Below are 25,994 nucleotides of genomic sequence, written 5' to 3' on the forward strand. Positions count from 1 at the left end.
GCGCCGCCACCTTGGCGCCCACCGGGAATTCGCCGCCCGGGCATGAGTCGACGACGCCGACGCATTCGATGCCGCTGATTTCCGCGGCTTCGGCCCATTCACCGCGCCGCATGTGCATCTCGGCGTGGTTGATGCCGAACGCCTTGACTTCGATCACCACTTCGCCGTTCTTGGGCAGCGGCTTCGGAACGTCGGCGAAGACCAGCTTGTCCAGGCCGCCGAACCCGTCGAGGATGATCGCGCGCATCGTTTCCCCGCCGGGCTGCTCGCGCACCCTCGCGGGGGCGGTCGGCAGCTGGGATGCGTCGCTGGTGGACAAGTGGCGCTCCTCCCGAATTCCTGGCCCGCCTCAACGAATCCGGAGGTGCGCAACCATGGTTAGGTCTCCGGGCACATAATGGGACAGCTGACCCAGTTATTATGGGCTATGCGTCCCAATCTGTCCAGGGGTGTCGTTATTTGGCTCAGTCCTTGCGCGCGGGTGTCGCGAACGAGCGGACGTAGTCGACGGCGGCGTTGACGGCGGTCCGCAGCGGTTCCGGATCCCCGGTGGCATACGTCAACATCGCACCGCCCTGATGCGCGACGACCAGCGACACCGCCAAGTGGCGGGGGTCCGCGCCGGAGCGCAAGTCGCCGCGTCGGCGCATTGCCGTTAGGCCGGCCTGAAACAGGTCGATCCACTGGTCATACCCGGCGGAGAGATCGTCGTGTATCTGATCGTCGGCGTCGATCAGCTCACCCGCCAACGAGCCGTAGACGCAACCGCCGACGCGGTACACGGCGTCTATGTCGGCGACGCAGGCGTCGGCCCATGCCTGCAGGGCGTCGACACTGTCCAGGGCGCCGAGCGGTGGCTGGGTGTGGAATGCCCGCACGTCTTCGCGGCGGGTGGCAACGACCTGGCGGGTCAAATCGCGTTTGTCGCGGAAATAGTGCGCGATCTGAGAGCCGCCCACCCCCGCTGCGCGCCGAACCTGCTCGATGCTGGTGTTGGCGACGCCCCGCTCGAACATCAGACGGGCGGCTACGTTAACGATGCGCGCGCGAGTCGCCAATCCCTTGCTGGTGAATCGCGTTGGGCCGTCGTCGCTCACGTGACGGTCCTTCGGCGGCCCCGTGGACGCCGCGCAGGTCGGGCAACCCGCTCGCCGGGGTCGGTGGCAAAGCTGCGTAGGTAGTTGATCGCGAATCGAACCGCGTCCGCGTGCGGCCACTCCGCGCGGTAGGTGAAGGCCAACGTGCCCCCGCCCTGATGGGCGGCGACGATGACCATCGCCAATCGTCGGGCGTCGGCGTCCGCGACCAAGGTGCCGTTGTCCTTCATCCGGTGGATCGCTGCCTGGAGCAGTTCGACCCACTGCCAATAGCCGGCCGCCAGCGTTTCGCGCGTCGCGTCGTCGGACTTCGCCAGCTGGGCGGCAAGCGCGTGGTAGGTGGGCGTGCCGAAATACCCGATGCGCCTGAGATACCGCATGTTGAGGTCGATCCACCGCTCGAAGTCTTCGAAGGAGTCCAGGCCTCCCAGCGAGGGCTGCCGGTGGAAGTCGAGCACCACGCCGATCTGACGCCTGAGGACCGCGCGAATCAGAGCGCTCTTGTCGGTGAAGTAGTGGGCCAGCTGCGAACCGCTGACCGATGCCGCCTTGCGGACGTTTTCCATGTTCGCCGCGGCCAGGCCCTCGGTGACAATCAGCTGGGCGGCCGCTTCCACGATGCGGTCCCGGGTGGCGCGCCCCTTGGCGGTCAACCGTTGTTCGTCTCGAACATCGGAATGTGCCATCGCGTCAGGCTAACCCGCGCGCCTTAAGAACTATGGGATATCCAACCCATTGATTCCGGAACCGGTCAGGCGGTCATGTCAACCTTGGTCAGGAACCCGCGAATCAGCGCGGTGACGTCGTCCAGTGCGGACTCCAGCAGGAAGTGGCCGCCCTCGAGCAGGCGGATCTCGGCATCCGGCAGGTCGTCGGCGAATGCCTCGGCACCGGCCGGACCGAAGATCTCGTCACCGCGACCCCACACCGCCAGCAGCGGCACCTGGCTGGCGCGAAAGTATTCGTGCAGGCGTGGATAGAGCGGCGCATTAGTGGCGTAGTCCCGCAACAATTTCAGCTGCACCAAGTCGTTGCCCGGCCGCGATATGAGCGCGTAGTCGTGATGCCACGATTCCGGGTCGACGAGGGTCTCGTCGGGAACGCCGGTGACGTACTGCCATCGCGTGGCGTCCAGCGTAAGGAATTGCCGTACCGCGGCCTCCGTCTCCTGCGTCTGTTCGGTTTGGTAGGCCCGCACAACCTTCCAGAAGTTGTCGACGAATCCCGCGTCGTAGCCGTTGCCGTTCTGGGTGATGATCGCGGTGATCGCCGAGGGGTCGCGCAGCGCCAGCCGCCAACCGATCGGCGCGCCGTAATCCTGGACGTATATGGCATGTCTGTTGATGCCGAGCGCGCGCAGCAACCCGGCAGTGAGGTCGGTCAGCGCGTCGAAGGTGTAGTCGAACTGCTGCACGGACGGCGCGTCGGAAAGCCCGAAGCCCAGGTGATCCGGCGCGATGACGTGAAAATCGTCGGCGAGCGCCGGAAGCAGATGCCGGAACATGTAGGAGCTGGTCGGAAACCCGTGCAACAGCACCAACGCGGGAGCGTTCGGGTCGCCCGCTTCGCGGAAGAAGAGCCGGTGGCCGTCGACGGTGGCGTATCGATGATGCACGGCTGGCATGGCCATTCTCCTCAATTTCGCGGGGCGTCCTGCTCACCAGAAATTTGGGTTACGCATCCCATTATGCACCTGAGCGGGCGCGGTGCAACAGTCGCGCCACCTGTTGCCCTTCGGCACGGAGCGGCATATTCTGGGCCGGCCGTCCCACTGGCGAAGCCCGGAGGTGAATAGTGGGCAAGCTGATTTCGGTAAACGTCGGCATGCCCAAGAACGTTCAGTGGCATGACAAGACCGTCTATACCGGGATCTGGAAGACACCGGTCGAGGGGCCGGTCATGGTGCGCCGCCTGAACCTCGACGGCGACGCCCAGGGCGATCTCGGCGGCCACGGCGGCGAGCAGCGCGCCGTCATGGTGTATCAGACCGAGTCTTACGACTTTTGGAAGAGCTACCTGGGCCGCGACGACCTCGTGCCGGGCCACTTCGGGGAGAACTTCACGATCACCGGGCTGCCCGACGACGAGGTGTGCATCGGTGACCGCTACCGGATCGGTGGGGCCGAGTTCGAGGTGACCCAGCCCAGGGTCACCTGCTTCCGCGTTGGAATGCGCCTGAACGATCCCAGGATGCCGAATTTGCTTGTTTCCCAACGGCGTCCGGGATTCTACTTCCGGGTGATCACTGAGGGAGAGGTCCGTGCCGGCGATGACATCGTGCGGACCAACCGTGGTAGACACGAGCTCAGCGTCGCCGACGTCGATGCGCTACTTTATCTGCCGAACCGCGACGTCGACCGGCTTCGCAAGGTCGTCGACGTCACCGCGCTCAGTCCGGGCTGGCAACAGTCGTTTCGCGACATGCTCGCAGCGCAGCAGGCTTCGGCAGCCCTACCCCAGCCGGCGTGGGAGGGCTTTCGTCCCTTGCGTGTCAACGCAATACGCCGGGAAAGCTCACAGGTGATGTCTCTCTGGCTGGAGGCCGACGACCAAGCGAGTCTCCCACCGCCGCTCCCTGGGCAATATCTGACGGTGCGAATCCCCGGCGCGGGCGCACCAGTGCCGCTGCGCAGCTACTCGCTTTCGGGCGACCCGGGCGCCGGGTACTACCGCATCAGCGTCAAACGTGAAGAGCAAGGTCTGGTGAGCCGTTGGTTGCACGAGCACATCGAAGCGGGCTCGGTCGTGGAGGCCGCCGCACCGCGAGGTGAGTTTCACCTCACCGAGGGTGACGGCCCAGTCTTGCTGCTTTCGGCGGGAATCGGTATCACCCCGGTCTTGGCGATGTTGCATGCGCTCGCGGCGGTGCGCAGCACCCGCGAGATTTGGTGGGTGCACACCGCCCGCAGTCCTCAAAAACAGGCGTTCGCAGCCGAAGTCACCAGCTTGATCGAGTCGTTGCCGCACGCGCGGCAGTCGGTGTTCTATACGCACACGCAGGGGCGGTTGGGCCGGTCGACACTTGCGGCGCTGGGTATCCCGGCTCATGCCACTGCGTACCTCTGTGGCCCAACCCAATTTATGAGCGACATGCGCGAAGCACTCATCGCGGAGGGCCTGGCCCCTGAGCGGATCCACAGCGAGCTATTCGGCGCCCTGCCGTCGATCAATCCGGGTATCGTCGACGGCGCTCCCCGTGTCCCGCCGCATCCCCCGGCGGGACGTCCGGGAACCGGACCGTCAATCACGTTCGCGCGCAGCGGACTAACGGTGAATTGGTCAGGCCAATTCGAGAGCATCCTCGAGCTGGCCGAGGCTTGCGACGTGCCCACCCGGTTCTCCTGCCGGAGCGGCGTGTGTCATGTGTGCGTCACCGGTGTCGTCACCGGCAGGGCCAGTTACGCGCAGCCGCCGCTGGAGCCGCCCGAGCAGGGGACGATACTCATCTGCTCGGCGGCTCCAGAGACAGATCTAGTGCTGGACGCATAGGCGAAAAGTCCTGCCTCAGGCGGCGATTGCAAGCTGGCCGCCGGCCACGGGCAACACCGCGCCGTTGACATAGCTGGCGTCGGTGGAACTGAGGAAGACGACCGCACTGGCAATTTCGCCAGGATCGGCCGGCCGGCCGAGCGCGGTGCTGGCTGCCACCGCCTCCAACACGCCGGGCAGGGCCGCGACGCCGGGAGTGTCGGTGGGCCCGGCGGCGATGGCATTCACCCGCACCCCGGATGGCCCGAACTCATCCGCCCACACCCGGGTCAGCAATTCGAGGCCGGCCTTGGTGGCGCCGTAGATGCCGGCACCGCTCGCCGGCACCGAAGCCGCGACGGTGCTCACGTTGACCACCGTTCCGCCGCCGCGCTCGATCATGCCCGGCACCAATCGCTGGACCAAAATGTAAGGCGCGCGCAGGTTGGTATTCACATGCTGGTCGAACGTTGCGTCGTCGGTGTCTACGGTCGCGCCGAATTTGTAGATACCGGCGTTGTTGATCAATATGTCGACCGGCCCAGTCTCGGCCGCGAGCCGGCGGACATCGTCGGCGTCACTAAGGTCTGCGGCGACGAAACGCGCCCTGCCTCCGGCGTTTTCGATCTCGCGCACCGTCTTCGCGCCCCGTTCGGCGTCGCGGCCATGCACTACTACCTCGACGCCTCGCCCCGCGAGTTTCAGCGCGATTGCGCGGCCGATACCCGACGTGGCTCCGGTCACCAGCGCGGTGGAGCCTGCCATTGTTGCTGCCATCGGACCCTGCCTCCGGGAGAGAAGTTCACTTGTCTCCCGCTCAGCAGCCGCGCGCCGGCATTTATTCCTAGGAGCTCAGCGGGACCGCCGCCTCGGCGGTGTAGCACAGGAACGTCAGGGTCTCCTGCAGATACAGCTGCACGGTGTCCGCATCGTGGCTTGTGTAACCGATCGACACGTCGGTCCCGAGCTGTAGATCGAAGTCGCCGCCACGGGTGGTGAGCACGAAAGCACCGTCGATGGCCGGCGCCCAGATGATGTCTCCCGGAACCAGCCGGTCGATGTGCTCGAGGATCGGATAGCCGTGTTCGGTGGTCTCGCTGACCTTCGTGTAGACGTCGGCGGACAGCAACACCGAGTACGGGCCGTCGACGCCGGCCAGCCGCAATTCGGAGATCGCCTGCGTGATGACATCGGGAATTTCGCGAGGATCGGCCGGCAAGGTCAGCGGCTTGTTCGAGCTGGCGGAGCGGATGCCCTCGATCGATGCGGCGGCGTAGCCCTCGAAGATCGCCCGGTCTTCCACGAACGCCAACTTCTTGGCGGCCTCTTTGACCGGGTCCCAGTCGGAGTCCTGCGCACCACGCTCGACGTTGTCGATCTCGTAACGCGAGAGGGTAAACGGAACCCGTAGCCGGACAAGGGGTTTGCTCGCCCGCAGGTGAGCCTCCACGCCGTCGGACGGTGCCGCCACGTCGATCAAGCGGCCAGTGCTGACCGCCGCGGTGACCGCGCCGCCGGGGCCGCTGACGTCGACCACCCGGCGCCCGGCGACATGGCGTTTGAATGTCCGGGTCGCCTCCGTTTCGATTTCTTCCCAAGCGGCTTCGGTGACCGGTGCCAGTTCGCGGTAGAGGTTGTTCATGAAGGGTTTCCTTTCAGGCTGCCGATCGAAAGTGAGCCGTCTTGTGCAACAGACGTTTCCGCCACCGGCGCTGCGGGCAGTGGCGGTGGATCATCGAGGAAGTCCACGGTGGGGGAGAAGAACAAGCCTCCGGTGACCGCGGTGGAGAACTCGAGGATGTGGTCGGTGTTCCCCGGTGGATTCCCGAGAAACATGTTGCGCAGCATCTGTTCGGTGACTCGCGGCGTGCGGGAATAACCGATGAAGTAGGTGCCGTACTCGCCCTTGCCGAGCTCGCCGAACGGCATGTTGTGCCGCACGATCTTCAGCTCGGTGCCGTCGTCGTCAGTGATCACGTTCAGGGCGATGTGGGCGTTGGCCGGCTTCTGGTCGTCGTCGAGTTCGAGGTTCTCCAGCTTGGTCCGGCCGATCACCAACTCCTGCTCACTGACCGACAGCGCGTTCCACGAAGACATTTCGTGCAGATATTTCTGCACGTGCACGTAGCACGACCCCTCGAACTCGGGATCTTCGGCGCCGATGGCGGTGGCGCTGACGGCCAACGGACCGTCGGGGTTTTCGGTGCCGTCGACGAAGCCCAACAGGTCGCGGTTGTCGAAGTAGCGGAATCCGTGTACCTCGTCGACGACGGTGACGGCACCGGCCATTGACCTCAGGATGCGGTCGGCCAATTCGAAGCACACGTCCAAGCTCTCGGCCCGGATGTGGAACAGCAGATCCCCGGGCGTGGCCGGGGCGGTGTGCCGCGGACCTTTCACTTCGACGAACGGGTGCAACTCGGCGGGTCGCGGACCGGAAAACAAGCGATCCCAGGCTCGCGAGCCGATCGAGGCGATGGCCGACAACCGTTTCGGCGGCTCGCGGAACCCGATCGCACGCACCAGTCCGGAGATCTCAGGAAGCGCGTCGTGCACCGTCGCTTCCCCGCCGTCGTCGATGGTCACTACCAGGAAGACCGCCGCAGGCGTCAACGGCTCGAGGATCGGCTGCGGCTGGACGGGAGGCACATGGGCGACCCTAGCGTGGCGACGGCGAGCGCAGGAAGTGCGCGAGCAAGGAGCCGCGCAATCAGACCGAGCGTGGCGACGGCGAGCGCAGGAAGTGCGCGAGCAAGGAGCCGCGCAATTGGACCTAGCGTGAACTCCGTTGTCGGCGACAGCCATGATGTTGAACATGTCGGCCAGCGCCGCAGGCCTCTGCGAATTCATCGACGCTTCTCCGTCGCCGTTTCACGTCTGTGCCACGGTGGCGGCGCGGCTTACCGCCGCCGGGTACACCGAACTGAGCGAAGCGCAACGCTGGCCTTCCGAACCGGGTCGCTATTTCACGGTGCGGGCCGGCTCGCTGGTCGCCTGGAATTCCGATCGGCCCGACGGCCCGTTCCGGATCGTCGGCGCACACACCGACAGCCCTAACCTAAGGGTCAAGCAGCATCCGGATCGGCTGGTCGCCGGTTGGCGCGTCGTGGCGCTGGAACCGTACGGCGGAGCGTGGCTTAACTCCTGGCTGGACCGCGACCTGGGCATCAGCGGACGGTTGTCGGTGCACTCGAGTGCTCGAGGCACGGGGATCGAGCACCGGCTGGTCAGGATAGACGAGCCGATCCTTCGGGTACCGCAGCTTGCCATTCACCTGGCCGAGGACCGCAAATCACTGACGCTGGACCCGCAGCGACACGTCAACGCGGTTTGGGGCGTCGGCGCCGAAGCGAGGTCTTTCGTTGACTTCGTCGCGGAACGCGCCGGGGTTGCGCCCGCAGCGGTCCTGTCCGCCGACCTGATGACCCACGACCTCACCCGATCGACGGTGCTCGGCGCCGACGGTGACCTACTCAGCGCTCCCCGACTGGACAACCAGGCCAGCTGTTATGCCGGGATGGAGGCTCTGCTCGCCGCCGAGCCGCGTGGCGTCGTGCCCGTGCTGGTGCTTTTCGACCACGAGGAAGTCGGTTCGTCTTCCGATCACGGTGCGCAGTCCAACCTGCTGAGCACCGTCCTCGAGCGGATCGTGCTCGCCGCCGGCGGCACCCGGGAAGACTTCCTGCGTCGGCTGCCCGAGTCGTTGCTGGCCTCGGCGGACATGGCACACGCCACCCACCCCAACTATCCGGAGCGGCACGAGCCCGGCCACCTCATCGAGGTCAACGCCGGCCCGGTGCTCAAGGTGCACCCGAACCTGCGTTATGCCACCGACGGGCGCACGGCCGCGCCCTTCGCGCTGGCCTGCCAGCAGGCCGGGGTCGCCCTGCAGCGTTACGAGCACCGCGCCGATCTGCCGTGCGGGTCGACGATCGGGCCCCTGGCCTCGGCCCGGACCGGCATCCCCACCGTCGACATCGGCGCCGCACAGCTGGCGATGCATTCCGCGCGCGAATTGATGGGCGCTCACGACGTAGTCACCTACTCGGCGGCGATGCGCGCGTTCCTTTCGCCCGAGCCGTAAGGCTTAGACGACTGCCGGGTGAGCAATCAGGGTGAGTGCGAAGGTCGCGGCGTTGAGCGCAAGCAGGAACCCGGCGAAGACGAACTGACCGGAAATATCGTTGGCGAGTACGTGGGTGTACATCGCGCAGATAAAGAAGATGGTCAGCCCGGCCGCCGCCGCGATGCCGATCGCTGGAATCCACAGTCCGACCACAAGCCCAAGCGCGCCTAGGGTTTTCAGGGTGCCGATGGGAAATCTCAGCCAGGACAGCGGAACCCCGGCCCGTCTCATAGGCGGAATGATGGGCGCGAAGTGGAGCAGCGCGCTCACGCCCGAAAATCCGTCGAGGGCGATGGCAATTATCGTCACGGCAAGGTATGCGGTGTGCATGTTGGTGGCTCCGGGGATGGTCGAACGATAGGGGAATCGTCGGGAGTTAGCCCGCCGGAATGGGATCCAATCGGAACACGGCGATCCGGCCTGCCAGCGCCTCGACCTCTTCGGGATGGCCGTCACGCACCAGGCCCGAGCGCTTCAAGAAGCCGACACCGACCGGCACTTGGATCGGGTACTCCCGCAACACGGGGCGGGCCTGCTCGGCGGTCAGCTCAGTTATCCTGACTCGCCGCACCTTTCGGCCCTTGCGGAGCGTCCCGGCGCCGGCGGCCCGCGCATTGCGTGCCCAATCGGCACCGGGGAATCCGGCCACGGCAAAAAGCTGTCCGTCCAGCCTGAAGGGTGTCATCGGCGTGCTGCGCGGTCGTCCCGTTTTGCGGCCCGGCACCGTCAAAACCATGGGCGGTCCCGTGGGTACACCCAGCTTTTGCATCGCGATCATGAACTTGTTCATCGGCTTCAGCCAGCGGGGCGGCGTCGGACTGGACATCACTTCTCCTTGGTGTATTCCGTTGCGGCGAACGTGGAATCGGCTGTGATGGGAACCGCCGAGGTTGTAACCGAGCAGCTCGTAATTCAAGGACGGATCGGCGGCGCAGAAAGTTACAGCTGCGTGCGTAACTTTTCGAGGCGCCGTCTCGTCGTCATTCCTGAGCACGGATCCGACGCCCATGACGAAGGAGAACCATGACAGACGCCAAGCTGTACGCAGGCTGGTGGTCTCGCGACGCTAACCAGCGCTGGCCCCGGGTAGTCGCCCGTGCTACCAGCACCACGCTGGCGATCCTGGCGGTGGCTCAGGCCGCACTGGCCGGCAGTTTCCTGGGCGGGCAGTACAACGCACTGATGCTGCACTCAGTCGGCGCCAAAGTGACCACGGTGCTCTCCGTCGTGCAGGTGGTTGTGCTGGTGATCGTCAGCAGGACAGGCGGGCCGCGGTGGCCGGTAGCGGTGGGTACGCTCGTGACGATTCTCTTCGTCGCCGAGTTCGCCTCGGGTGAATTGCGGCTGACGGGCCTGCACGTTCCGCTCGGAGTTCTGCTGATTGCCGGAATCCTGCAGCTGACCGCGTCGGTTTGGCGCCTGCCGCTGACCGCACTCCCTCTCGCGGAACAGCAGGACGTGACTCGGTGAATCGACGCAGCGCGTTGCGGTTGGGCGCCGCCGCGGCAGGGATCGGGGTTGTGGGCGCCGGCTGGCCACTGTCCAGCACACTGCTGGGCTCCGCCGAGTCGGGGCGACTGATGCGCAGTGAGACCAAACTGCCTGCCCGTTACCAAGTCCCGCTGCCGATCCCGGAACAATTGACGCCAGTCGGCACCGATGCTCACACCGACTACTACGAGATCACGCAGCAGGTCACGCAATTACGCATCCTGCCCGAGATGACCACCGCGGCATGGACTTACAACACGAGCTTTCCCGGCCCAACTATTGCATCGCGGTCCGGCCGACGCACCGTCGTGCGGCACCGCAACGCTCTGCCGGTGCCGGTGGTGGTACACCTGCATGGCGGGCACACCCCACCGGACCACGATGGGTACCCGACCGATTTCATCCTGCCGCAGGCCGGTCAACCGGCCGCAATGGACATGGCGCGCAACGGCGTTGTCGGGCAACGTGATTACGTCTATCCGCTGGATCAGCGAGCCGCAACGTTGTGGTACCACGATCACCGCATGGGCTACACCGGTGCCGCGGTGTGGCGCGGGCTGGCCGGATTTCACCTGGTTCACGACGACGAGGAAGACGCGTTGCCGCTGCCTCGCGGCTTCCGGGATATCCCGCTGATGATCGCCGATCGTGCGTTCGCCGCCGATGGTTCGTTCCGGTACCCGGCCGCTGACCCCGGTGGGGTGACGGGCGACTACATGAACGGCGTCCTGGGCGACGTCATCCTCGTCAACGGTGCGCCATGGCCGGTGTTGCAAACCGATCCTGCCCGCTATCGCCTGCGGCTACTCAACGCATCCAACGCCCGTCGCTATCGCCTGCAATTGGACCCGCAGCCGCCTGGAGGGGCGGCACTGGTGCAAATCGGCAGTGATGGCGGATTGCTCGCGCGGCCGGTAAGCCATGACTTCATCGACATCGCTCCGGCCGAACGTTTCGAGGTTGTCGTCGACTTCGGCCGCTATCAGCGTGGAACAAGCGTGCGCCTCCTCAACCTGTTGGGTACCGGAAGCGCCGCCGAGGTCATGCGGTTCGACGTCGTCGGCAGCGACCGTTCCGATGATTCAGCGATCCCCGAGCGGCTCGGCACCAGCGCCCCCCTCGGCCGAGAGCAAGTCGTGGCCACCCGGACCTTCCTCTTCCGCCTAGGCAGAAGAGGCGTCTGGACGATCAACGACCTGCCGTATCAACCGGGCCGGCCGCTGGCGCGCCCCAGGCTCGGCACGACAGAAATCTGGCGGTTGATCAGCGAGTTCCACCATCCCGTTCATGTGCACCTGAACTCCTTCCAAGTGCTCTCCCGCAACAACCGCGCGCCCGGACGTTTCGACGGGGGCTGGAAAGACACCGTCGACGTCCGCCCGGCCGAGACCGTGGAAGTCCTCACCCGCTTCACCGACTACGCTGGCTCCTACCTGCTGCATTGCCACAACCTCGAGCACGAAGACATGGCCATGATGGCCGACTTCCTGACCATCGCGTAACCGCTGGATGACGGCACAGGCACAAAGCTGGGCCTGAGCCCGTGAGAGGCCTATGGTCTGGCGGTATGGCGCTCAACGTGGAGATGATCACTTTCGACTGCCGGGATCCCGCGAAGCTGGGCGGATGGTGGGCCGAGCAGTTCGGTGGTACGACGCAGGAATTGCTCGCCGACGAGTTCACCGCGGTGAGTTTGTCCGAAGGACCCCGCCTCGGATTCCAGAAGGTGCCCGACCCCACGCCCGGGAAGAACCGCGTGCATCTCGACTTCGGCGCCGCCGACGTTGATGCCGAGGTGTCTCGGCTGATAGCCGCCGGGGCCACCGAGGTGGGCCGGCACGAATTCGGCGAAAATTTCCGCTGGGTGGTGCTGGCAGACCCCGAGGGCAATGTGTTCTGCGTCGTCGGTCAATAGCCCCCGCGGCCGCCCCACGGCCACGTCACCGCAGCCCTAGACTGTCTGGCGTGACAGTCTCCGGGACGAGCGCCCGCACCCAGGCGATCGACACCGTCGAGCGCGCCGCTGCCAGCCCCGACCAGCCGCAGCCGTTCGCCGAACTCGGTCTCAAAGACGACGAGTACCAGCGAATTCGTGAGATCCTCGGCCGCCGACCCACGGACACCGAGCTGGCGATGTATTCGGTGATGTGGAGCGAGCACTGCTCGTACAAGTCGTCCAAGGTCCACCTGCGCTACTTCGGTGAGACCACCACCGACGACATGCGCGCCGGCATGCTGGCCGGCATCGGCGAAAACGCCGGCGTAGTCGACATCGGCGACGGCTGGGCCGTCACGTTCAAAGTGGAATCGCACAACCATCCCTCCTACGTCGAGCCTTACCAGGGCGCGGCGACCGGCGTCGGCGGCATCGTCCGCGACATCATGGCCATGGGCGCGCGGCCGGTCGCCGTGATGGACCAGCTTCGGTTCGGGGCCGCCGACGCGCCGGATACCCGCCGGGTGGTCGACGGGGTGGTCCGCGGGATCGGTGGCTACGGCAACTCGCTCGGATTGCCCAACATCGGCGGCGAGACCGTCTTCGACGCCTGCTACGCCGGCAACCCATTGGTCAACGCCCTGTGTGTGGGCGTGTTACGCCAGGAGGACCTGCACCTGGCGTTTGCCTCGGGCACCGGAAACAAGATCATCCTGTTCGGCGCGCGCACCGGTCTCGACGGCATCGGCGGGGTGTCGGTGCTGGCGTCGGAAACCTTCGACAGCGAAGGGTCCCGCAAGAAGCTGCCCTCGGTGCAAGTGGGTGACCCTTTCATGGAAAAGGTGCTCATCGAGTGCTGCCTCGAGCTCTACGCGGGCGGCCTGGTGATTGGCATCCAGGACCTCGGTGGCGCCGGATTATCCTGCGCGACTTCGGAATTAGCGTCGGCCGGAGACGGCGGAATGGCGATCGAGCTCGACGCCGTCCCGTTGCGGGCCAAGGACATGACGCCCGCTGAGGTGCTCTGCAGCGAGTCGCAGGAGCGGATGTGCGCGGTGGTGGCGCCGGACAACGTGGACGCTTTCTTGGCGGTGTGTCGTAAATGGGAGGTGCTGGCGACGGTGATCGGCGAGGTCACCGACGGTGACCGGTTGCGGATCACCTGGCGCGGGGAGACGGTTGTCGACGTGCCGCCGCGCACCGTGGCACACGAGGGGCCGGTGTACCAGCGGCCTGTCGCCCGGCCCGAATCACAGGACGCCCTGAACGCGGACCGGTCAACGAGCCTGCCGCGCCCGGCGACGGGAGAGGAGCTGCGCGCGACTTTGCTTGCGCTGCTGGGCAGCCCGCACCTGTGCAGCCGTGCCTTCATCACCGAACAGTACGACCGCTATGTGCGCGGCAACACCGTGCTGGCCGAGCACGCCGACGGTGGTGTGCTTCGCGTCGACGAGACCACCGGCCGCGGCATCGCGCTATCGACCGACGCGTCCGGACGCTACACGCTGCTCGATCCGTATGTCGGAGCCCAACTCGCGCTGGCCGAGGCCTACCGCAACGTCGCCGTCACCGGCGCGACCCCCGTCGCGGTGACCAACTGCCTCAATTTCGGCTCTCCGGAAGACCCCGGCGTGATGTGGCAGTTCTCGCAGGCGGTGCGGGGACTAGCGGATGGCTGTGCGGCCCTTGGTATTCCGGTCACTGGCGGCAACGTCAGCTTCTACAACCAGACGGGGTCGGCAGCGATTCTGCCCACGCCTGTGGTCGGTGTGCTCGGTGTGCTCGACGATGTCCGCCGGCGCATCCACACCGGTCTGGGTGGCGAACCGGGCGAGACCCTGATGCTGCTGGGCGATACGCGCGATGAACTCGACGGTTCCATCTGGGCGCAGGTGACGGCCGACCACCTGGGTGGGCTGCCGCCCGCGGTCGACCTGGCGCACGAGAAGTTATTGGCTGAGGTGCTGACCGCGGCCTCCCGCGATGGGCTGGTGTCGGCGGCGCACGACCTGTCCGAGGGCGGGCTCGCGCAGGCGATCGTGGAGGCCGCCCTGGCGGGCGAAACCGGTTGCCGCATTGTGCTTCCCGAGGGTGCCGATCCGTTCGTCACGTTGTTCTCCGAGTCAGCGGGCCGGGTCCTGATTGCGGTGCCACGCACCGAGGAGAGCCGGTTCCGGGCGATGTGTGAGGCGCGGGGGCTGCCCGCGGTGCGCATCGGCGTCGTCGACCAGGCCTCGGACGCGGTGGAGGTTCAGGGCCTGTTCACGGTGTCGCTGGCCGAACTGCGCGAGACGTCCGAGTCGGTGCTGCCCCACCTCTTCGGATAAGTCCCGCCGGCGAATGCTGATGGGCCGAAACGGTTTTCGCCGGGCAGGTGCGTTCTCATTGGCCGCCGCCCTGGTCAGCTGGAGCTTTGTCGGCCCGCGACTACCCGCCGCTTGGCGCGTCGCGGTGCAGGCCGGAGCGGCCGGCTTGCTGGTGCTGGTGACGCGTGCTCCGCTGGGTTTATCTCCGCCGCGGCTTTGGGTGGGGTTGCGGCTGGGGTCGGCGGCCGGCGCGGCGGCGGCGAGCGTGATCGCGGCTACGACGGCGCTGCCGTTGGTGCGGGCATCGATGGCCGAGCGGGAGCCGCCCGGATCGGTGCCCGCCTGGCTGCTGCTGCGCATTCCCGTCGGGACCGTGTGGGCCGAGGAGGCCGCGTTCCGGGCGGCGCTGACCGTTGTCGCTTCCGGGGCATGTGGCAGGCCCGGCGGAAGGTTGTTGCAAGCGGCGTGCTTTGGGCTCTCCCACGTCGCAGACGCGAGGTCGGCGGGCGACCCGGTGATGGGCACCGTTTTGGTGACGGGCATCGCGGGCTGGTTATTCGGTTGGCTGGCAGAGCGTTCCGGCAGCCTCGCCGCGCCGATGTTGGTGCACCTGGCCATCAACGAGGCCGGCGCGATCGCCGCGCTCGGCGTGCGGCGGCGTCACGGGTTGATGGTGTAGTCGCCCAGCTGTCGACCCCACACATGCTCGACGAAAAGCGGTGAACCGAGTTCAAAGTGGTTGTAGGGGGCCATGCTTGCGCCGGTGTCCATCACCAGAAACGGCGCCGGCCACAGCTCGCGGGTGATTGTCTGCCAACAGCCCGGCATGCCGCCGGGGCCGCCCCTGGCGTTGGTTCGGGGCAGATTCTCCGGCCAGATGTACGGATTGGGCGCGCCGGCGATTGCGCCCGCTGCGTGCGCGCCCAACGAGTAGCCGTTGTCGCCGAGGGCGTTGTGGATCTTGGGTCCGACCTCGTTGAAATTGCGGATGGTGCAGAAGATTTCCGGGCTGTATTCATCGAGCAGCTGGCTGGAGCTCACCAGATCGGCCGCCCCCCGGGCCAGGTATGGTCCGCCGCGGCCGAATACGTCGGCGCCCGCGCCGCCCAGGCCGGCCGCCGCCAGCAGCGCGGCATCCAGGTCGCCTTGCTGGCGGTTGAGCGCACGCGCCGTGGTCACCGCGTGGTCCAGCGCGTCCCACAAGTCCGGCGAGGCGTTGGCGTACGTGTCGCCGAGCGCGGCCAACCGCCGGATGTCGCCGCGGATTTCCCGCATCTGGGGATTCACGTCGTCGAGGATCGTGTTCCCGTTGACCACAGAGTCGCCGAACTTGTCGCCCAACCCCGTCAGGGCTTGCGCGGCCGCGCTGAGCGTCAGATTCACCTTGACCGGGTCGACTTTCTCCGCGATCGAGATGAGTGTCTCGAACACGGTGTTGAACTCGGTCGTCACCGACCTCGCATCGATCACGGTTGACGGCGTGATCGCTTGGGCCGCGGGCTGCGGCGGCGAGTTCAACGCGACGTATTTATTGCCGAAGACCGTGGTGGCCTTGATGGCCGCCGCCACGTTGGCCGGAATCATCGCGACGTATCGGGGGGTGATATCCAGGACCACCTTGGCGGCCGGCTTGCCGTCGCGGGTGATCTCGGAAATGCTCGCCACCCGGCCGATCTGCACCCCGTTGTAGGTGACCTTGGATCCCGGATCCATCACCAGTCCGGCCCGGGTGGCGACCATGGTGAGCTTCGTCGTCGGCGTGAGATCGCCACGGAACTGCAGGTACAGGAGCGACCCGGCCAAACCCATGATGATGACCGTCACGAGGCCGACGGTCTTGTACGGTGGCCCGCGCCGCAGGCGACGACGCTCCATGAGTTTGAGACCCTAGGGTATGGCCGCCCGTGAAAAGGCCGATCCGGCAAAGACTCGGCAGGCCGTGTTGGCGGTGGCGGATTGGTTACGCGACGAATCCCTGCCGGACCCCGACCGAGAGAGTCTTGCCGCGGCCGTCCGACTCACCGCGCGCACTCTGGCCGCCGTGGCGCCCGGCGCCAGCGTCGAGGTGCGTATCCCACCCTTTGTCGCGGTGCAATGCGTCGCGGGGCCCAGGCACACCCGGGGCACGCCTCCCAACGTCGTGGAGACCGATCCGCGGACGTGGCTGCTGCTGGCGACCGGGCTGTTGTCTTTCCAGGAGGCGAAGGACGCCGCTGCGCTGAGCCTTTCCGGCGCTCGGGCGGGTGAGATCGAGCACTGTCTGCCCTTGTTCGATGTCGGCTGAATCGTAACCCTGAACTGCAGGTTTAGAGTCAGCTGCGGGAATTTTCGCCCCTCAACACGCGCTGTTAATTCGCGGTCGCGGGCGTCGGACCCGTAGACTCCGTTACGTCACCAACCGTTCCCCAGGGAGCCCCCCAATTGTGACCGACCAGGAACCCGAGCAGGACCTCAACTCGCCTCGTGAAGAGTGTGGTGTATTCGGGGTCTGGGCCCCGGGCGAAGACGTCGCAAAGCTCACCTATTACGGCTTGTACGCCCTGCAGCATCGCGGGCAGGAAGCCGCGGGCATCGCCGTCGCCGATGGATCGCAGGTCCTCGTCTTCAAGGACTTGGGCTTGGTCAGCCAGGTGTTCGACGAGCAGACGCTCGCGGCGATGCCGGGCCATGTCGCCATCGGGCATTGTCGCTACTCCACCACGGGCGACACCACGTGGGAGAACGCGCAACCGGTGTTCCGCAACACCGCCGCCGGCACCGGCGTCGCCCTAGGGCACAACGGAAACCTGGTCAACACCGCCGAGCTCGCCGCCCGCGCCCGCGATGCGGGCCTGATCGCCCGCCGCGCGCCCGCCCCGGCCACCACGGACTCCGACATCCTGGGCGCGCTGCTGGCCCACGGCGCGGCCGACTCCACGCTGGAGCAGGCGGCCCTGGACCTGCTGCCAACCGTGCGCGGTGCGTTCTGCCTGACGTTCATGGACGAGAACACGCTGTATGCGTGCCGCGATCCGCATGGGGTGCGGCCACTTTCGCTCGGACGTCTGGATCGCGGCTGGGTGGTGGCCTCCGAAACCGCGGCCCTCGACATCGTCGGCGCGTCGTTCGTGCGCGACATCGAGCCGGGCGAGCTGCTCGCGATCGACGCCGACGGGGTGCGCTCCACGCGTTTCGCCAACCCCACCCCCAAGGGCTGCGTCTTCGAGTACGTCTACCTTGCGCGTCCGGACAGCACGATCGCCGGCCGGTCCGTGCACGCCACCCGGGTGGAGATCGGTCGCCGGCTGGCCCGTGAATGCCCGGTCGACGCCGACCTGGTGATCGGGGTCCCGGAGTCGGGCACCCCGGCCGCGGTGGGATACGCGCAGGAGTCCGGCATTCCGTACGGGCAGGGCCTGATGAAGAACGCCTACGTCGGGCGGACCTTCATCCAGCCGTCCCAGACCATTCGCCAGCTCGGTATTCGGTTGAAGCTCAACCCACTTCGCGAGGTGATCCGCGGCAAACGGCTCATCGTCGTCGACGACTCGATCGTGCGGGGGAACACCCAGCGCGCGCTGTTGCGGATGCTGCGCGAGGCCGGTGCCGTCGAAGTCCACGTGCGCATCGCGTCGCCGCCCGTGAAGTGGCCTTGCTTCTATGGCATCGACTTCCCTTCGCCGGCCGAGTTGATCGCCAACGCCGTGCAGGACAAAGAGGAGATGCTCGAAGCCGTGCGGCACGCCATCGGTGCGGACACCCTCGGCTACATCTCGCTGCGTGGCCTGGTGGCGGCGTCCGAGCAACCCGCGTCGCGGCTCTGCACCGCCTGCTTCGACGGCAAGTATCCGATCGAACTGCCCGAGGAGACGGCCTTGGGTAAGAACGTCATCGAGCACATGCTCGCCAACGCCGCCCGCGGAGCCGGTCTCGACGATCTGGCACCCGACGAAGTGCCGATCGTCCACTGACGGACGTCCGGCGCGCCCCTTCCACGACGTTTGATAACGGCGGTCGGCGGCGCCCGGTAGCCTTTATCGCGATGACGGATCCCGGAAAAAGCCCCGGACGAAGCCCGGGCACCCACGGCATCACCTACGCGTCGGCCGGGGTGGACATTGAGGCCGGCGACCGCGCCGTTGAAATGTTCAAGCCGCTTGCGACGAAGGCCACCAGGCCCGAGGTGCGGGGCGGCCTCGGTGGGTTCGCCGGGCTGTTCGCGTTGCGCAACGACTACCGCGAACCGCTGCTGGCGGCCTCCACCGACGGGGTGGGAACGAAGCTGGCGGTCGCCCAGGCGATGGACAAGCACGACACCGTCGGCCTGGACCTGGTCGCGATGGTGGTCGACGACCTCGTGGTGTGTGGCGCCGAGCCGCTGTTCCTGCAGGACTACATCGCGGTGGGCCGGACGGTGCCCGAACGCCTCAGCGCGATCGTCGCGGGTATCGCCGAGGGGTGTGTGCGAGCCGGCTGCGCGCTGCTGGGCGGGGAAACCGCCGAACATCCCGGCCTGATGGAACCCGACCACTACGACATCTCGGCGACCGGTATCGGCGTCGTCGAGGCCGACGACGTGTTGGGTCCCGAACGCGTCAAACCCGGCGACACCATCATCGCGATGGGCTCCTCCGGCCTGCATTCCAACGGCTACTCCCTGGCGCGCACGGTGCTGCTCGAGATCGACCGGATGAACCTGGCCGGGTATGTCGAAGAGTTCGGCCGCACCTTGGGCGAGGAGCTGTTGGAGCCGACCCGGATCTACGCCAAAGACTGCCTGGCGTTGACCGCCGAAACCCATGTCCGCACGTTCTGCCATGTCACCGGCGGCGGACTTGCCGGCAATCTGCAACGCGTCATCCCGCACGGCCTGGTTGCCGAGATCGACCGCGGGACTTGGACGCCCGCCCCGGTGTTCGCCATGATCGCCCAGCGTGGGCGGGTGACGCGCGAGGAGATGGAGAAGACGTTCAACATGGGCGTGGGCATGGTCGCCGTGGTCGCCCCCGAGGACACCGACCGGGCCCTGGCCATCTTGACGGCCCGCCACTTGGACTGCTGGGTGCTGGGAACCGTCTGCAAAGGCGGTAAAGAGGGCCCGCGGGCAAAGCTCGTCGGTCAGCACCCGAGATTCTAAAAGCCGGGAGCGGGGCTAGCTCCGTGCCGAAGCGAGTGCCATCGGCATCGCGGCGTCAGTTCTAGCGACGCCAGTCGTCGCTGTCTGCCCAGGAGTCGGCGACGCCGTCGTCCTCCAGCTCGGTGGAGTCGCCGGCACCCGTTCCTGCCAGCTCTTGCTGAAGCCGCTGGAAGTCGGTCTGCGGAGAACTGTATTTGAGTTCTCGAGCAACCTTGGTCTGCTTTGCCTTAGCCCGGCCGCGGCCCATGGGGGAACCCCCTCGCGCAATAACGGAGCGGCCCGAATCAGGCGGCTCCGATCTCCTGGTGTCGTTATTGTCCTGCCGACAGTTTACCGTGCCTTACGGTCGGGCGTCGGTGCCCCCTGCCGCTGTGGCGGACGTCATTCACAATTATCTCGCACCGCCCCGCAAGCGTTCAACGGCCAGCCGTCCCGCGCCGATCTGTTCCGTGGCCGGCAGCGAATCGGCGTCGATCACCGCAGCGACCGAAGCCTGCGGGCCGGTCGCCAATTTCGTGTCCGCGGGCACCCCACGCTTGATGAGCGCCAGGGCCACCGGCCCGAGGTCCACGTGATCCACCACGGTGCCAAGACGACCGACCACGCGACCACCCGCGAGCACCGGGTCGCCCGTCGAGGGCCGCTCGACCGAGCCGTCGAGGTGCAACAGCACCAGCATCCGGGGCGGTTTACCGAGGTTGTGCACCCGCGCGACGGTCTCTTGGCCGCGATAGCAGCCCTTGTCCAAGTGGACGGCGCCCTCACCGGGACCGCCGATCCACCCCACCTCGTGCGGAATCGTTCGCTCATCGGTGTCGACGCCCAACCGCGGGCGCAGCGCCACCACCCGGTGTGCTTCGTAGGCCCACACCCCCGCGGGTCGCAACCCCGCCTGCACCAAGCGGTTTTGCCAGCCGGCGGACTCGCCGCGCGGGACCACCAAATCCAGTTCGATTCGGCCGGACGGACCGCCGGGCATACGTCGCACAAAGCCTCCGCCGGCCACCGGGATCGCCGTCAGCTCGGCGGGCAGGGCGTCCACGCCGAGCGCATCGAGCGCCGCCCGGTCGGATAGGCCCGGGCCCAACAACGAAAGCACCGCCATGTCGGCGGCAGCCGGAGTCACGTCGGACCAAAAGACCATCTTGCGCAGGTAGTCCAGCAGCGGTTCGCCCCGCCAGGGTTCGGTATCCAGGTAGGTGGTGCCGCCGAGTTCGGTTTGGACCCAGTGGTCCTCGACGCGGCCCTGACCGTCAAGGCTGAGGTTCTGGGTGCTGGCGCCCTCCGGGAGGTCGCTGACGTGCTGCGTGGAAATGCTGTGGAGCCACTTCTGGCGATCGTTACCGGTCAGGGTGAGGACCGCCCGGTGCGAGCGGTCTACCACGACTGCAGCGGTTTCGGCCGCGCGCTGCTCGCCCAGGGGGTCGCCGTAATGCCAGACGGCGCCCGCGTCGGGTCCGGCATCGGGTGCAGGCACTGCAGTCATGGGTCAACTCTACGGACCCCTTGCCGCCCGCCGACGAGCGTGCGGCCACCCTCACATTCGCGGCTAGGCTTTACCTTCATGGCAGGGCAGGCGGGTGTCATCGTCACGCTGGACGGCGCGATTCATCCGCCGGACGCGCCGCTGCTGCACGCCGACGATTTGGCGGCGGTGCGCGGCGACGGCATCTTCGAGACTCTGTTGATCCGCGACGGCAGACCCTGTCTGGTCGAGTCCCACCTGCAACGGCTGACCCAGTCGGCGAGGTTGATGGACCTACCCGAGCCGGACCTGCCGAGCTGGCGCGATGCGATCGGGCTGGCCACTCGGCAGTGGGTCGCGGACACCGCTGACGAAGGCGCGATGCGCCTGATCTACAGCCGCGGCCGGGAGGGCGGGACGGAGCCGACCACCTATGTGATGGTCAACCCCGTCCCCGAACGAGTGACGGCGGTTCGGCGCGAGGGCCTGGCCGCGGTGACGTTGGACCGCGGACTGCCCTCGGCCGGTGCCGACGCCATGCCGTGGCTGCTGGCCGGCGCCAAGACGCTGTCCTACGCGGTCAACATGGCCGCGTTGCGTCATGCCGCCCGACAAGGCGCCGGTGACGTGATCTTCGTCAGCTCGGACGGCTACATCCTGGAAGGGCCGCGCTCGACGGTGGTGATCGCGACGGAGGCCGGTGGGGACCTGTGTCTGCTCACGCCGCCGCCGTGGTATCCGATTTTGCGCGGCACCACGCAACAGGCCCTTTTCGAGGTGGCGCGGGCCAAAGGGTACGACTGCGATTACCGCGCGCTGCGTCCCACCGATCTCCATGCCGCGCAAGGGATCTGGCTGGTCTCGAGTATGACGTTGGCCGCCCGCGTGCACACCCTCGACGGTCGGCCGTTGCCCCGGTCACCGTTGGCCGCCGAATTCGCCGCACTGGTCGACTCGGCGATCGTCAGCGATCGCTAAGCGCTGAATTGTGTTGTCGGCTTGCGGAATCCCGGGTACGGTCGGCCGTACACAAGAAGGGAGGTGGTCCGAGAATTGATAGCTTCATGGACATGTGAGGTGGCTGCGCGCTAGCAGCAGTGGCTTTCGAAGAGCCGGCGATATACGCGCGCTGGCGAATTCCCCGTAGCCACCCGGCCCCCGAGCTTCCGGTCTGTCCAACCAGGAGCCTTGCTCGGGGGCCGCTCCATGTCTGGAGTGGTTACTGGCCCACCTTCGCGGCTATCTGCCCGGCGAGTTTGCCCGCCTGACCGGTCTCGGCGTCGGGGCCGCACAGCAGCAGGTCGACGACCACACTGGACACCGCGTGCAGCGCGTGGTGGCAGATCCGGGTTCCGTCCGCTTGGGTCCGCGCCTGGAAGATCCTCGGTACGGTCCCGGTCACCTCACCAAAGGTCCACCCGTAGGACTTGCCGTTGAAGTTCACCGTGATCTGCTGTCCGGCGCACGCCTTCCACTTGTCCGCGGACCCCTGCACGAACGCGGTCGCCTTGTCAGGCGACGAGAACTGTACGACCGCTTCGTAGAGCCGGTGCGGCGGGTTTTCGCCGGCGGTGTGCACGGCTTGCCCGCTCACCGCGGTGTAGCCGTCCGCCCCCTTGTAGGACGATTCCTCGATGGGTTCGTATGCGCCCTTGCAGTCCGGATTGGACAGCGTCGCCCGCAGGTTGCGCAGTTGTGCGGCCTTTTCGGAAACCACCAGGTTCGGGTCGCCCACGACGGCGCCGACGTCGGCGGGGCCGAGCAGATACGAGTCCAAGTTTGAGGCGTTGCCGGCGGCCGGGGCGCTGGGCGCCGCCGAACTGGGGGTGCCGCCGGCTTTCGGGGACGGCTTCGTCTTGCCTCCCTGCATGGTCAATACGACGGCGATCACGATCGCCGCGATGACCGCCGCAGCCGCGCCGCCGAGGATCATCAGCCTCTTTCCGGACCCGCCCGCCGCCGTGGGCGCGGCGGCCTTCGGCAACGGACCGGTGGGCGATGCTGGTGCGGCGGGTTGCGGTGCGGCAGGGGCCGGGGTCGTCGTCTCCGACGGTCCCCCCGACGAACTGTCCCTGGCCTCGATCTCGGCCAGCACGTTGTCGATTTCGGTGCGGGTGCGGTAGGTGACGTCGTGGCGCAGGCGCAGCATGCGCAACAGCTGCCCGATGTCGCCGCGGGCGCTGGGGTCGTCGCCGTCCTCGTCGAGTCCCTGCCTCAATTCGATCAAGAGCTGGGTCTGTGCCTGCGGGCTGAGCTCTTTTTCGGCGAGGGTGTCACCCAACCGGGTGATGTACCCGAACGGCACCGGTGGCTCTTCGGGCAGCGGGTCCGGCAACGGCACCGGCTTGCTTTGCAGTGCGTGTACGGCGGTTACGAGTTGGATGCCGGCGTCGACGGTCGGTTCCCGGTAGTCGATGATCTGCAATGCCGCAAGGGGATTCACGCGCATGCTGTCGACGTCACCGATGCGCACGGGAAGGATCGGCCGGTTCAGTGCCCTCGCGTACCGCAACTCGGCCTGGCTGGGTTTGGACTGCAGCCAGTTGTTGGACAGCGCAACGATGAACACGTCGCACGAGCGGACCTGCTCGAGGATCTTGTTCCACCACGATTCGCCGCCGCCGAGCTCCTGGTCGAACCAGACCTGTTGCTGCGCGCGCCGAAGCGCGGCCGTCAGAGCGTCGACCGCCGCCCTGTCTTGGCTCGAGTAGCTGATGAACAGCGGCATCACGGTCTCCTACGGGGAGGCGTAGCAAACAAACGGCGAAATCGGCGCACCCGGCTATTGGGCATGCGCCGATACCGTATCAGTGCTGGGCGGTGTCAGACGGCGCAAATTCGCGCCTATCCGGGGCGACGGCTGAAACCTAAGCTTGGGCGCCGCCAACCGCCGAAGCGTCCTCGGGAGGGTGGAATTCGGCATAGCGACGCGCGAATTCTGCGCCGGGAACCGGCCACTGCTCGCCTGTGGATCCCCGGACGACCCAGTCGCCCTCCGCCGCGGTGGTCGGCCCTTCCAAGGTGTTCACCGTCTCGCCCGGGTAGGCAGGACGGGCCTGGACGCGCCCTTTGCGCTGCCAGCGCCCGTCGCCGGCCGGCTCGTAGGAATCCCGGAAGATGTCGTCGCGAACCGACCACACCCGGCCGTCTTCCTGGATCGCCCAGTCGCCGGCGTCGGCGCGCATGGTGTGGCCCGAATCCGACGTCCACGTCCATGGGGTGCTTCGCTGTTCGGCGGCCACCGTCCCCACCCGGGTGAAGGATCGCCAGAGCGGGCGCGACCGGAAGCCAAGCTGGCGCAGGCTCCACAACGTGGCCGCCAGGCTGCGCACCGCGGCACTGAGTAACTCGGGATCGCTCTCGACCACCGACCAGTCGACCAGCTTGTTATGGATCTTGCGCGAATCGTCGCGCGGCGAACCGTATTTCCAACCGTTGTGGCGGTAGTAGCGGCACCAATCCTCGTGCTCCGCGCGGGCCATGCTCATCGCCGAATACTGATCGAAGCCCATCAGGGTTAGCTGTTCCAAGGGAGGCAGCCCCGCCATCTCGTTGCCGGACAGCTGGGCGGGCGGGCTGCCCCACGTATTCCAGGTGTGGCCCGCGATCTGCTCGACCATCCACAGCGCATTGCGCACTTGACGCCGATTGGACCCCCGGTAGAACTCATTGAGCTCGGCCCAGGGCATCGTCGCCGGGGAGCGTGGCGCGGCCGCGTCGATCGTCGACACATAACGCTCGTGGATCAGCCTCGCCGCGCGCTCCCAGGCGTCCTGCGCCTGGCCTTCCTGGGTGTCCAGCACCAACGAGTAGGACTGCAACCGGCCGACGACCTGAATCGAGTCGTCACTGATGCTGGTGTTGAGGTCCGAGGCGTAGATGGGCATGTCGGGGAAGCGGGCCGCGAGCCGCGCGGCGGTCGTCGCGGCGTGGGAGTCCACGAAGATCACGGCACTGGTCGCGGGGTCGACATCACCGATCAGCTTCAGCATGGTCGGGACCGTCGGCGACTCGGCCGTGGCATCGATGGCCGGTCCCTCCGACATGAATCCCGCCTGCTGCCGGTAGAACTCGTGATCCGCCAGGTACTCCTGGGCGTCCCTTTCGACCAGCGTGAGCGCGGGCAACGGCGCCACGCCCGGCGGGGTGTAAAAGTCGCGTTCCAACGCGCGCTGGGTTAGGTAGGCACACAGCGCGAGGGTCAATTGCGAAGAGCCGCAGACGAATACCCGACTCGTTCGCCCCGTTGCGATGATGCCGTCGAGCAGCCTGGCCGCGGTCACCTCATACCTGCCGACCACATCGGCCGCCCACCGGATGTCCGACCCGCCGAACTGCTGGGCCCGCCAGGCCTGCGCCAGCCAGGGGTCGTCCATCCGGACGATCAGCGGCAACCGGCGCTTGTGGGCGACCTCGTCGAGTCGGCGGCCGATCTGGTTCAGCCACAACAGGTTGACCGCCGGGTCGGGCGCCATCAGGTAGAGGCGCGACAGGTGTCGCCACAGCCGCAGGGACACCAGCGTGGACGGGTTGTTGAAGTCCACCAGGACCACCCGGGCGCCCTGCCTGCGTGCCCGCTGCACCCGGTCATCGCCGGCGCCGGTGATGACGACCAGCGTGCCGCGTCGGTCCAGCGTCCGCGCGACTTCGCTGACGATTGACTGGGTGTCGCCGTCGATCCCGACGATGGCGGTGACGGAATCAGCCAGGTTGGCCCGCAGCCGGTCCACCTGGGCCCGGAATACCCCCACCACGACGCCCCCCAGCCCGGTGAAGATCGCCGACAGTGCCGCGATGCGGGCCAGTTCCAGGCCGACCGGCGTTGGGCTCGGGCAGGTGCGTCCGCTCACCGAGAAGTCGCCGGTGCCACCCTTGACCAGACTGGCCGTCGCCATCAGTGGCGTGAAGAAAGCGGGATGGTTGGCGTCGTGGCATCCCCAATAGGAGGTCAGGCCCAGGATCGCGCTCATGCCGATGAGGACGGCGATC

General features: G+C 67.0%; 23 protein-coding genes and 1 pseudogene. 11 read left to right on the top strand and 13 right to left on the bottom strand.

What is annotated here, in order from left to right; genetic code table 11:
* The 3 genes and pseudogenes from A5709_RS23390 to A5709_RS23405 form a co-directional block, all read right to left on the bottom strand.
* The coding region (locus A5709_RS23390) for an alcohol dehydrogenase catalytic domain-containing protein (protein WP_156744979.1) at positions 1 to 247 on the bottom strand (247 nt) is incomplete at its 3' end.
* A gap of 217 nt (positions 248 to 464) precedes the next feature.
* Positions 465 to 1,783, bottom strand: a pseudogene (locus A5709_RS29305) (TetR/AcrR family transcriptional regulator).
* Between the two features lie 65 nt (positions 1,784 to 1,848).
* Positions 1,849 to 2,721: an alpha/beta fold hydrolase gene (locus tag A5709_RS23405; RefSeq protein WP_067948683.1), complete on the bottom strand. Its 873-nt coding sequence runs from the start codon at positions 2,719 to 2,721 to the stop codon at positions 1,849 to 1,851.
* A 170-nt stretch (positions 2,722 to 2,891) separates the two neighbouring features.
* Here A5709_RS23405 and A5709_RS23410 point away from each other — a divergent pair, with 170 nt between their 5' ends.
* Entirely contained in the window at positions 2,892 to 4,586 is a 1,695-nt protein-coding gene (locus A5709_RS23410; RefSeq protein ID WP_068122825.1) for an MOSC and FAD-binding oxidoreductase domain-containing protein, read from the top strand.
* Between the two features lie 15 nt (positions 4,587 to 4,601).
* On the opposite strand, the gene A5709_RS23415 is transcribed toward A5709_RS23410, so the two are convergent.
* The 3 genes from A5709_RS23415 to A5709_RS23425 all read right to left on the bottom strand — a co-directional run bounded on the left by A5709_RS23415 (position 4,602) and on the right by A5709_RS23425 (position 7,214).
* Positions 4,602 to 5,330, bottom strand: coding sequence for an SDR family NAD(P)-dependent oxidoreductase (locus A5709_RS23415; RefSeq protein WP_231987050.1), 729 nt, complete (start codon positions 5,328 to 5,330; stop codon positions 4,602 to 4,604).
* A 79-nt stretch (positions 5,331 to 5,409) separates the two neighbouring features.
* Positions 5,410 to 6,207, bottom strand: coding sequence for a family 1 encapsulin nanocompartment shell protein (locus A5709_RS23420; protein ID WP_067948653.1), 798 nt, complete (start codon positions 6,205 to 6,207; stop codon positions 5,410 to 5,412).
* Positions 6,204 to 7,214: a Dyp-type peroxidase gene (locus tag A5709_RS23425; protein WP_067948652.1), complete on the bottom strand. Its 1,011-nt coding sequence runs from the start codon at positions 7,212 to 7,214 to the stop codon at positions 6,204 to 6,206. Before A5709_RS23425 ends, A5709_RS23420 begins: the two co-directional genes overlap by 4 nt.
* Positions 7,215 to 7,380: 166 nt before the next feature.
* Here A5709_RS23425 and A5709_RS23430 point away from each other — a divergent pair, with 166 nt between their 5' ends.
* Positions 7,381 to 8,649 carry a M18 family aminopeptidase gene (locus tag A5709_RS23430; protein ID WP_197520221.1) on the top strand — a complete coding sequence of 423 codons (1,269 nt, stop codon included), beginning with the start codon at positions 7,381 to 7,383 and terminating at the stop codon, positions 8,647 to 8,649.
* Between the two features lie 3 nt (positions 8,650 to 8,652).
* Here A5709_RS23430 and A5709_RS23435 read toward each other — a convergent pair whose 3' ends face one another.
* The gene (locus A5709_RS23435; RefSeq protein WP_067948651.1) at positions 8,653 to 9,021 is read right to left on the bottom strand and encodes a DoxX family protein; all 369 of its coding nucleotides are present in this window, start codon (positions 9,019 to 9,021) and stop codon (positions 8,653 to 8,655) included.
* A gap of 46 nt (positions 9,022 to 9,067) precedes the next feature.
* Positions 9,068 to 9,517, bottom strand: a complete 450-nt coding sequence (locus A5709_RS23440; RefSeq protein WP_067948650.1) for a nitroreductase family deazaflavin-dependent oxidoreductase — start codon at positions 9,515 to 9,517, stop codon at positions 9,068 to 9,070.
* A gap of 197 nt (positions 9,518 to 9,714) precedes the next feature.
* On the opposite strand from A5709_RS23440, the gene A5709_RS23445 reads away from it, so the two are divergent.
* The 5 genes from A5709_RS23445 to A5709_RS23465 all read left to right on the top strand — a co-directional run bounded on the left by A5709_RS23445 (position 9,715) and on the right by A5709_RS23465 (position 15,103).
* Positions 9,715 to 10,161, top strand: coding sequence for a hypothetical protein (locus A5709_RS23445; RefSeq protein WP_197500988.1), 447 nt, complete (start codon positions 9,715 to 9,717; stop codon positions 10,159 to 10,161).
* Positions 10,158 to 11,684 carry a multicopper oxidase family protein gene (locus A5709_RS23450; protein WP_068010799.1) on the top strand — a complete coding sequence of 509 codons (1,527 nt, stop codon included), beginning with the start codon at positions 10,158 to 10,160 and terminating at the stop codon, positions 11,682 to 11,684. The genes A5709_RS23445 and A5709_RS23450 overlap by 4 nt, the downstream gene beginning before the upstream one ends.
* Before the next feature lie 65 nt (positions 11,685 to 11,749).
* The gene (locus A5709_RS23455; protein WP_067948648.1) at positions 11,750 to 12,097 is read left to right on the top strand and encodes a VOC family protein; all 348 of its coding nucleotides are present in this window, start codon (positions 11,750 to 11,752) and stop codon (positions 12,095 to 12,097) included.
* Between the two features lie 50 nt (positions 12,098 to 12,147).
* Positions 12,148 to 14,445 (top strand): phosphoribosylformylglycinamidine synthase subunit PurL, encoded by a 2,298-nt coding sequence (gene purL, locus A5709_RS23460; protein ID WP_068010801.1) that lies wholly within the window; start codon positions 12,148 to 12,150, stop codon positions 14,443 to 14,445.
* 19 nt (positions 14,446 to 14,464) lie between these two features.
* Entirely contained in the window at positions 14,465 to 15,103 is a 639-nt protein-coding gene (locus tag A5709_RS23465) for a CPBP family intramembrane glutamic endopeptidase (RefSeq protein ID WP_068010812.1), read from the top strand.
* Here A5709_RS23465 and A5709_RS23470 read toward each other — a convergent pair.
* A complete protein-coding gene (locus tag A5709_RS23470; RefSeq protein ID WP_068010803.1) occupies positions 15,085 to 16,299 on the bottom strand; it encodes an MCE family protein in 1,215 nt (404 codons plus the stop codon). The genes A5709_RS23465 and A5709_RS23470 overlap by 19 nt on opposite strands.
* Positions 16,300 to 16,318: 19 nt before the next feature.
* Between A5709_RS23470 and A5709_RS23475 the strand changes: the two genes are divergently transcribed.
* The 3 genes from A5709_RS23475 to purM all read left to right on the top strand — a co-directional run bounded on the left by A5709_RS23475 (position 16,319) and on the right by purM (position 19,540).
* Entirely contained in the window at positions 16,319 to 16,708 is a 390-nt protein-coding gene (locus A5709_RS23475; RefSeq protein WP_068010805.1) for a sterol carrier family protein, read from the top strand.
* A gap of 139 nt (positions 16,709 to 16,847) precedes the next feature.
* Positions 16,848 to 18,374: an amidophosphoribosyltransferase gene (gene purF / locus A5709_RS23480; RefSeq protein WP_067948640.1), complete on the top strand. Its 1,527-nt coding sequence runs from the start codon at positions 16,848 to 16,850 to the stop codon at positions 18,372 to 18,374.
* Between the two features lie 71 nt (positions 18,375 to 18,445).
* Positions 18,446 to 19,540 carry a phosphoribosylformylglycinamidine cyclo-ligase gene (gene purM, locus A5709_RS23485; RefSeq protein WP_066957902.1) on the top strand — a complete coding sequence of 365 codons (1,095 nt, stop codon included), beginning with the start codon at positions 18,446 to 18,448 and terminating at the stop codon, positions 19,538 to 19,540.
* A gap of 61 nt (positions 19,541 to 19,601) precedes the next feature.
* Here the strand turns inward: purM and A5709_RS23490 are convergent, their stop codons facing one another.
* Both A5709_RS23490 and A5709_RS23495 read right to left on the bottom strand, forming a co-directional pair.
* A complete protein-coding gene (locus tag A5709_RS23490; protein WP_067948638.1) occupies positions 19,602 to 19,787 on the bottom strand; it encodes a DUF3073 domain-containing protein in 186 nt (61 codons plus the stop codon).
* A 144-nt stretch (positions 19,788 to 19,931) separates the two neighbouring features.
* Complete coding sequence (locus A5709_RS23495) at positions 19,932 to 21,026, bottom strand: folate-binding protein YgfZ (protein ID WP_068122837.1); 1,095 nt, start codon at positions 21,024 to 21,026, stop codon at positions 19,932 to 19,934.
* Positions 21,027 to 21,104: 78 nt separating this feature from the next.
* Here A5709_RS23495 and A5709_RS23500 point away from each other — a divergent pair, with 78 nt between their 5' ends.
* Positions 21,105 to 21,983, top strand: coding sequence for an aminodeoxychorismate lyase (locus tag A5709_RS23500; RefSeq protein ID WP_067948634.1), 879 nt, complete (start codon positions 21,105 to 21,107; stop codon positions 21,981 to 21,983).
* 241 nt (positions 21,984 to 22,224) lie between these two features.
* Here A5709_RS23500 and A5709_RS23505 read toward each other — a convergent pair whose 3' ends face one another.
* Positions 22,225 to 23,733 (bottom strand): sensor domain-containing protein, encoded by a 1,509-nt coding sequence (locus tag A5709_RS23505; RefSeq protein ID WP_068010808.1) that lies wholly within the window; start codon positions 23,731 to 23,733, stop codon positions 22,225 to 22,227.
* A gap of 139 nt (positions 23,734 to 23,872) precedes the next feature.
* The coding region (locus A5709_RS23510) for a RyR domain-containing protein (RefSeq protein ID WP_068122838.1) at positions 23,873 to 25,994 on the bottom strand (2,122 nt) is incomplete at its 5' end.

It is taken from the genome of Mycobacterium sp. E1386 (assembly GCF_001672745.1).
In the GTDB taxonomy this organism is placed as follows: Bacteria; Actinomycetota; Actinomycetes; order Mycobacteriales; family Mycobacteriaceae; genus Mycobacterium.

What these genes read in the sequence shown, in the direction of transcription:
- A5709_RS23405 (WP_067948683.1), bottom strand. Translation starts at nt 2,721, where the DNA reads ATGCCAGCCGTGCATCATCGATACGCCACCGTCGACGGCCACCGGCTC.
- A5709_RS23415 (WP_231987050.1), bottom strand. Translation starts at nt 5,330, where the DNA reads ATGGCAGGCTCCACCGCGCTGGTGACCGGAGCCACGTCGGGTATCGGC.
- A5709_RS23420 (WP_067948653.1), bottom strand. Translation starts at nt 6,207, where the DNA reads ATGAACAACCTCTACCGCGAACTGGCACCGGTCACCGAAGCCGCTTGG.
- A5709_RS23430 (WP_197520221.1), top strand. Translation starts at nt 7,381, where the DNA reads ATGTCGGCCAGCGCCGCAGGCCTCTGCGAATTCATCGACGCTTCTCCG.
- A5709_RS23435 (WP_067948651.1), bottom strand. Translation starts at nt 9,021, where the DNA reads ATGCACACCGCATACCTTGCCGTGACGATAATTGCCATCGCCCTCGAC.
- A5709_RS23440 (WP_067948650.1), bottom strand. Translation starts at nt 9,517, where the DNA reads ATGTCCAGTCCGACGCCGCCCCGCTGGCTGAAGCCGATGAACAAGTTC.
- A5709_RS23445 (WP_197500988.1), top strand. Translation starts at nt 9,715, where the DNA reads ATGACAGACGCCAAGCTGTACGCAGGCTGGTGGTCTCGCGACGCTAAC.
- A5709_RS23455 (WP_067948648.1), top strand. Translation starts at nt 11,750, where the DNA reads ATGGCGCTCAACGTGGAGATGATCACTTTCGACTGCCGGGATCCCGCG.
- A5709_RS23465 (WP_068010812.1), top strand. Translation starts at nt 14,465, where the DNA reads ATGGGCCGAAACGGTTTTCGCCGGGCAGGTGCGTTCTCATTGGCCGCC.
- A5709_RS23470 (WP_068010803.1), bottom strand. Translation starts at nt 16,299, where the DNA reads ATGGAGCGTCGTCGCCTGCGGCGCGGGCCACCGTACAAGACCGTCGGC.
- A5709_RS23475 (WP_068010805.1), top strand. Translation starts at nt 16,319, where the DNA reads ATGGCCGCCCGTGAAAAGGCCGATCCGGCAAAGACTCGGCAGGCCGTG.
- purM (WP_066957902.1), top strand. Translation starts at nt 18,446, where the DNA reads ATGACGGATCCCGGAAAAAGCCCCGGACGAAGCCCGGGCACCCACGGC.
- A5709_RS23490 (WP_067948638.1), bottom strand. Translation starts at nt 19,787, where the DNA reads ATGGGCCGCGGCCGGGCTAAGGCAAAGCAGACCAAGGTTGCTCGAGAA.
- A5709_RS23495 (WP_068122837.1), bottom strand. Translation starts at nt 21,026, where the DNA reads ATGACTGCAGTGCCTGCACCCGATGCCGGACCCGACGCGGGCGCCGTC.
- A5709_RS23500 (WP_067948634.1), top strand. Translation starts at nt 21,105, where the DNA reads ATGGCAGGGCAGGCGGGTGTCATCGTCACGCTGGACGGCGCGATTCAT.
- A5709_RS23505 (WP_068010808.1), bottom strand. Translation starts at nt 23,733, where the DNA reads ATGCCGCTGTTCATCAGCTACTCGAGCCAAGACAGGGCGGCGGTCGAC.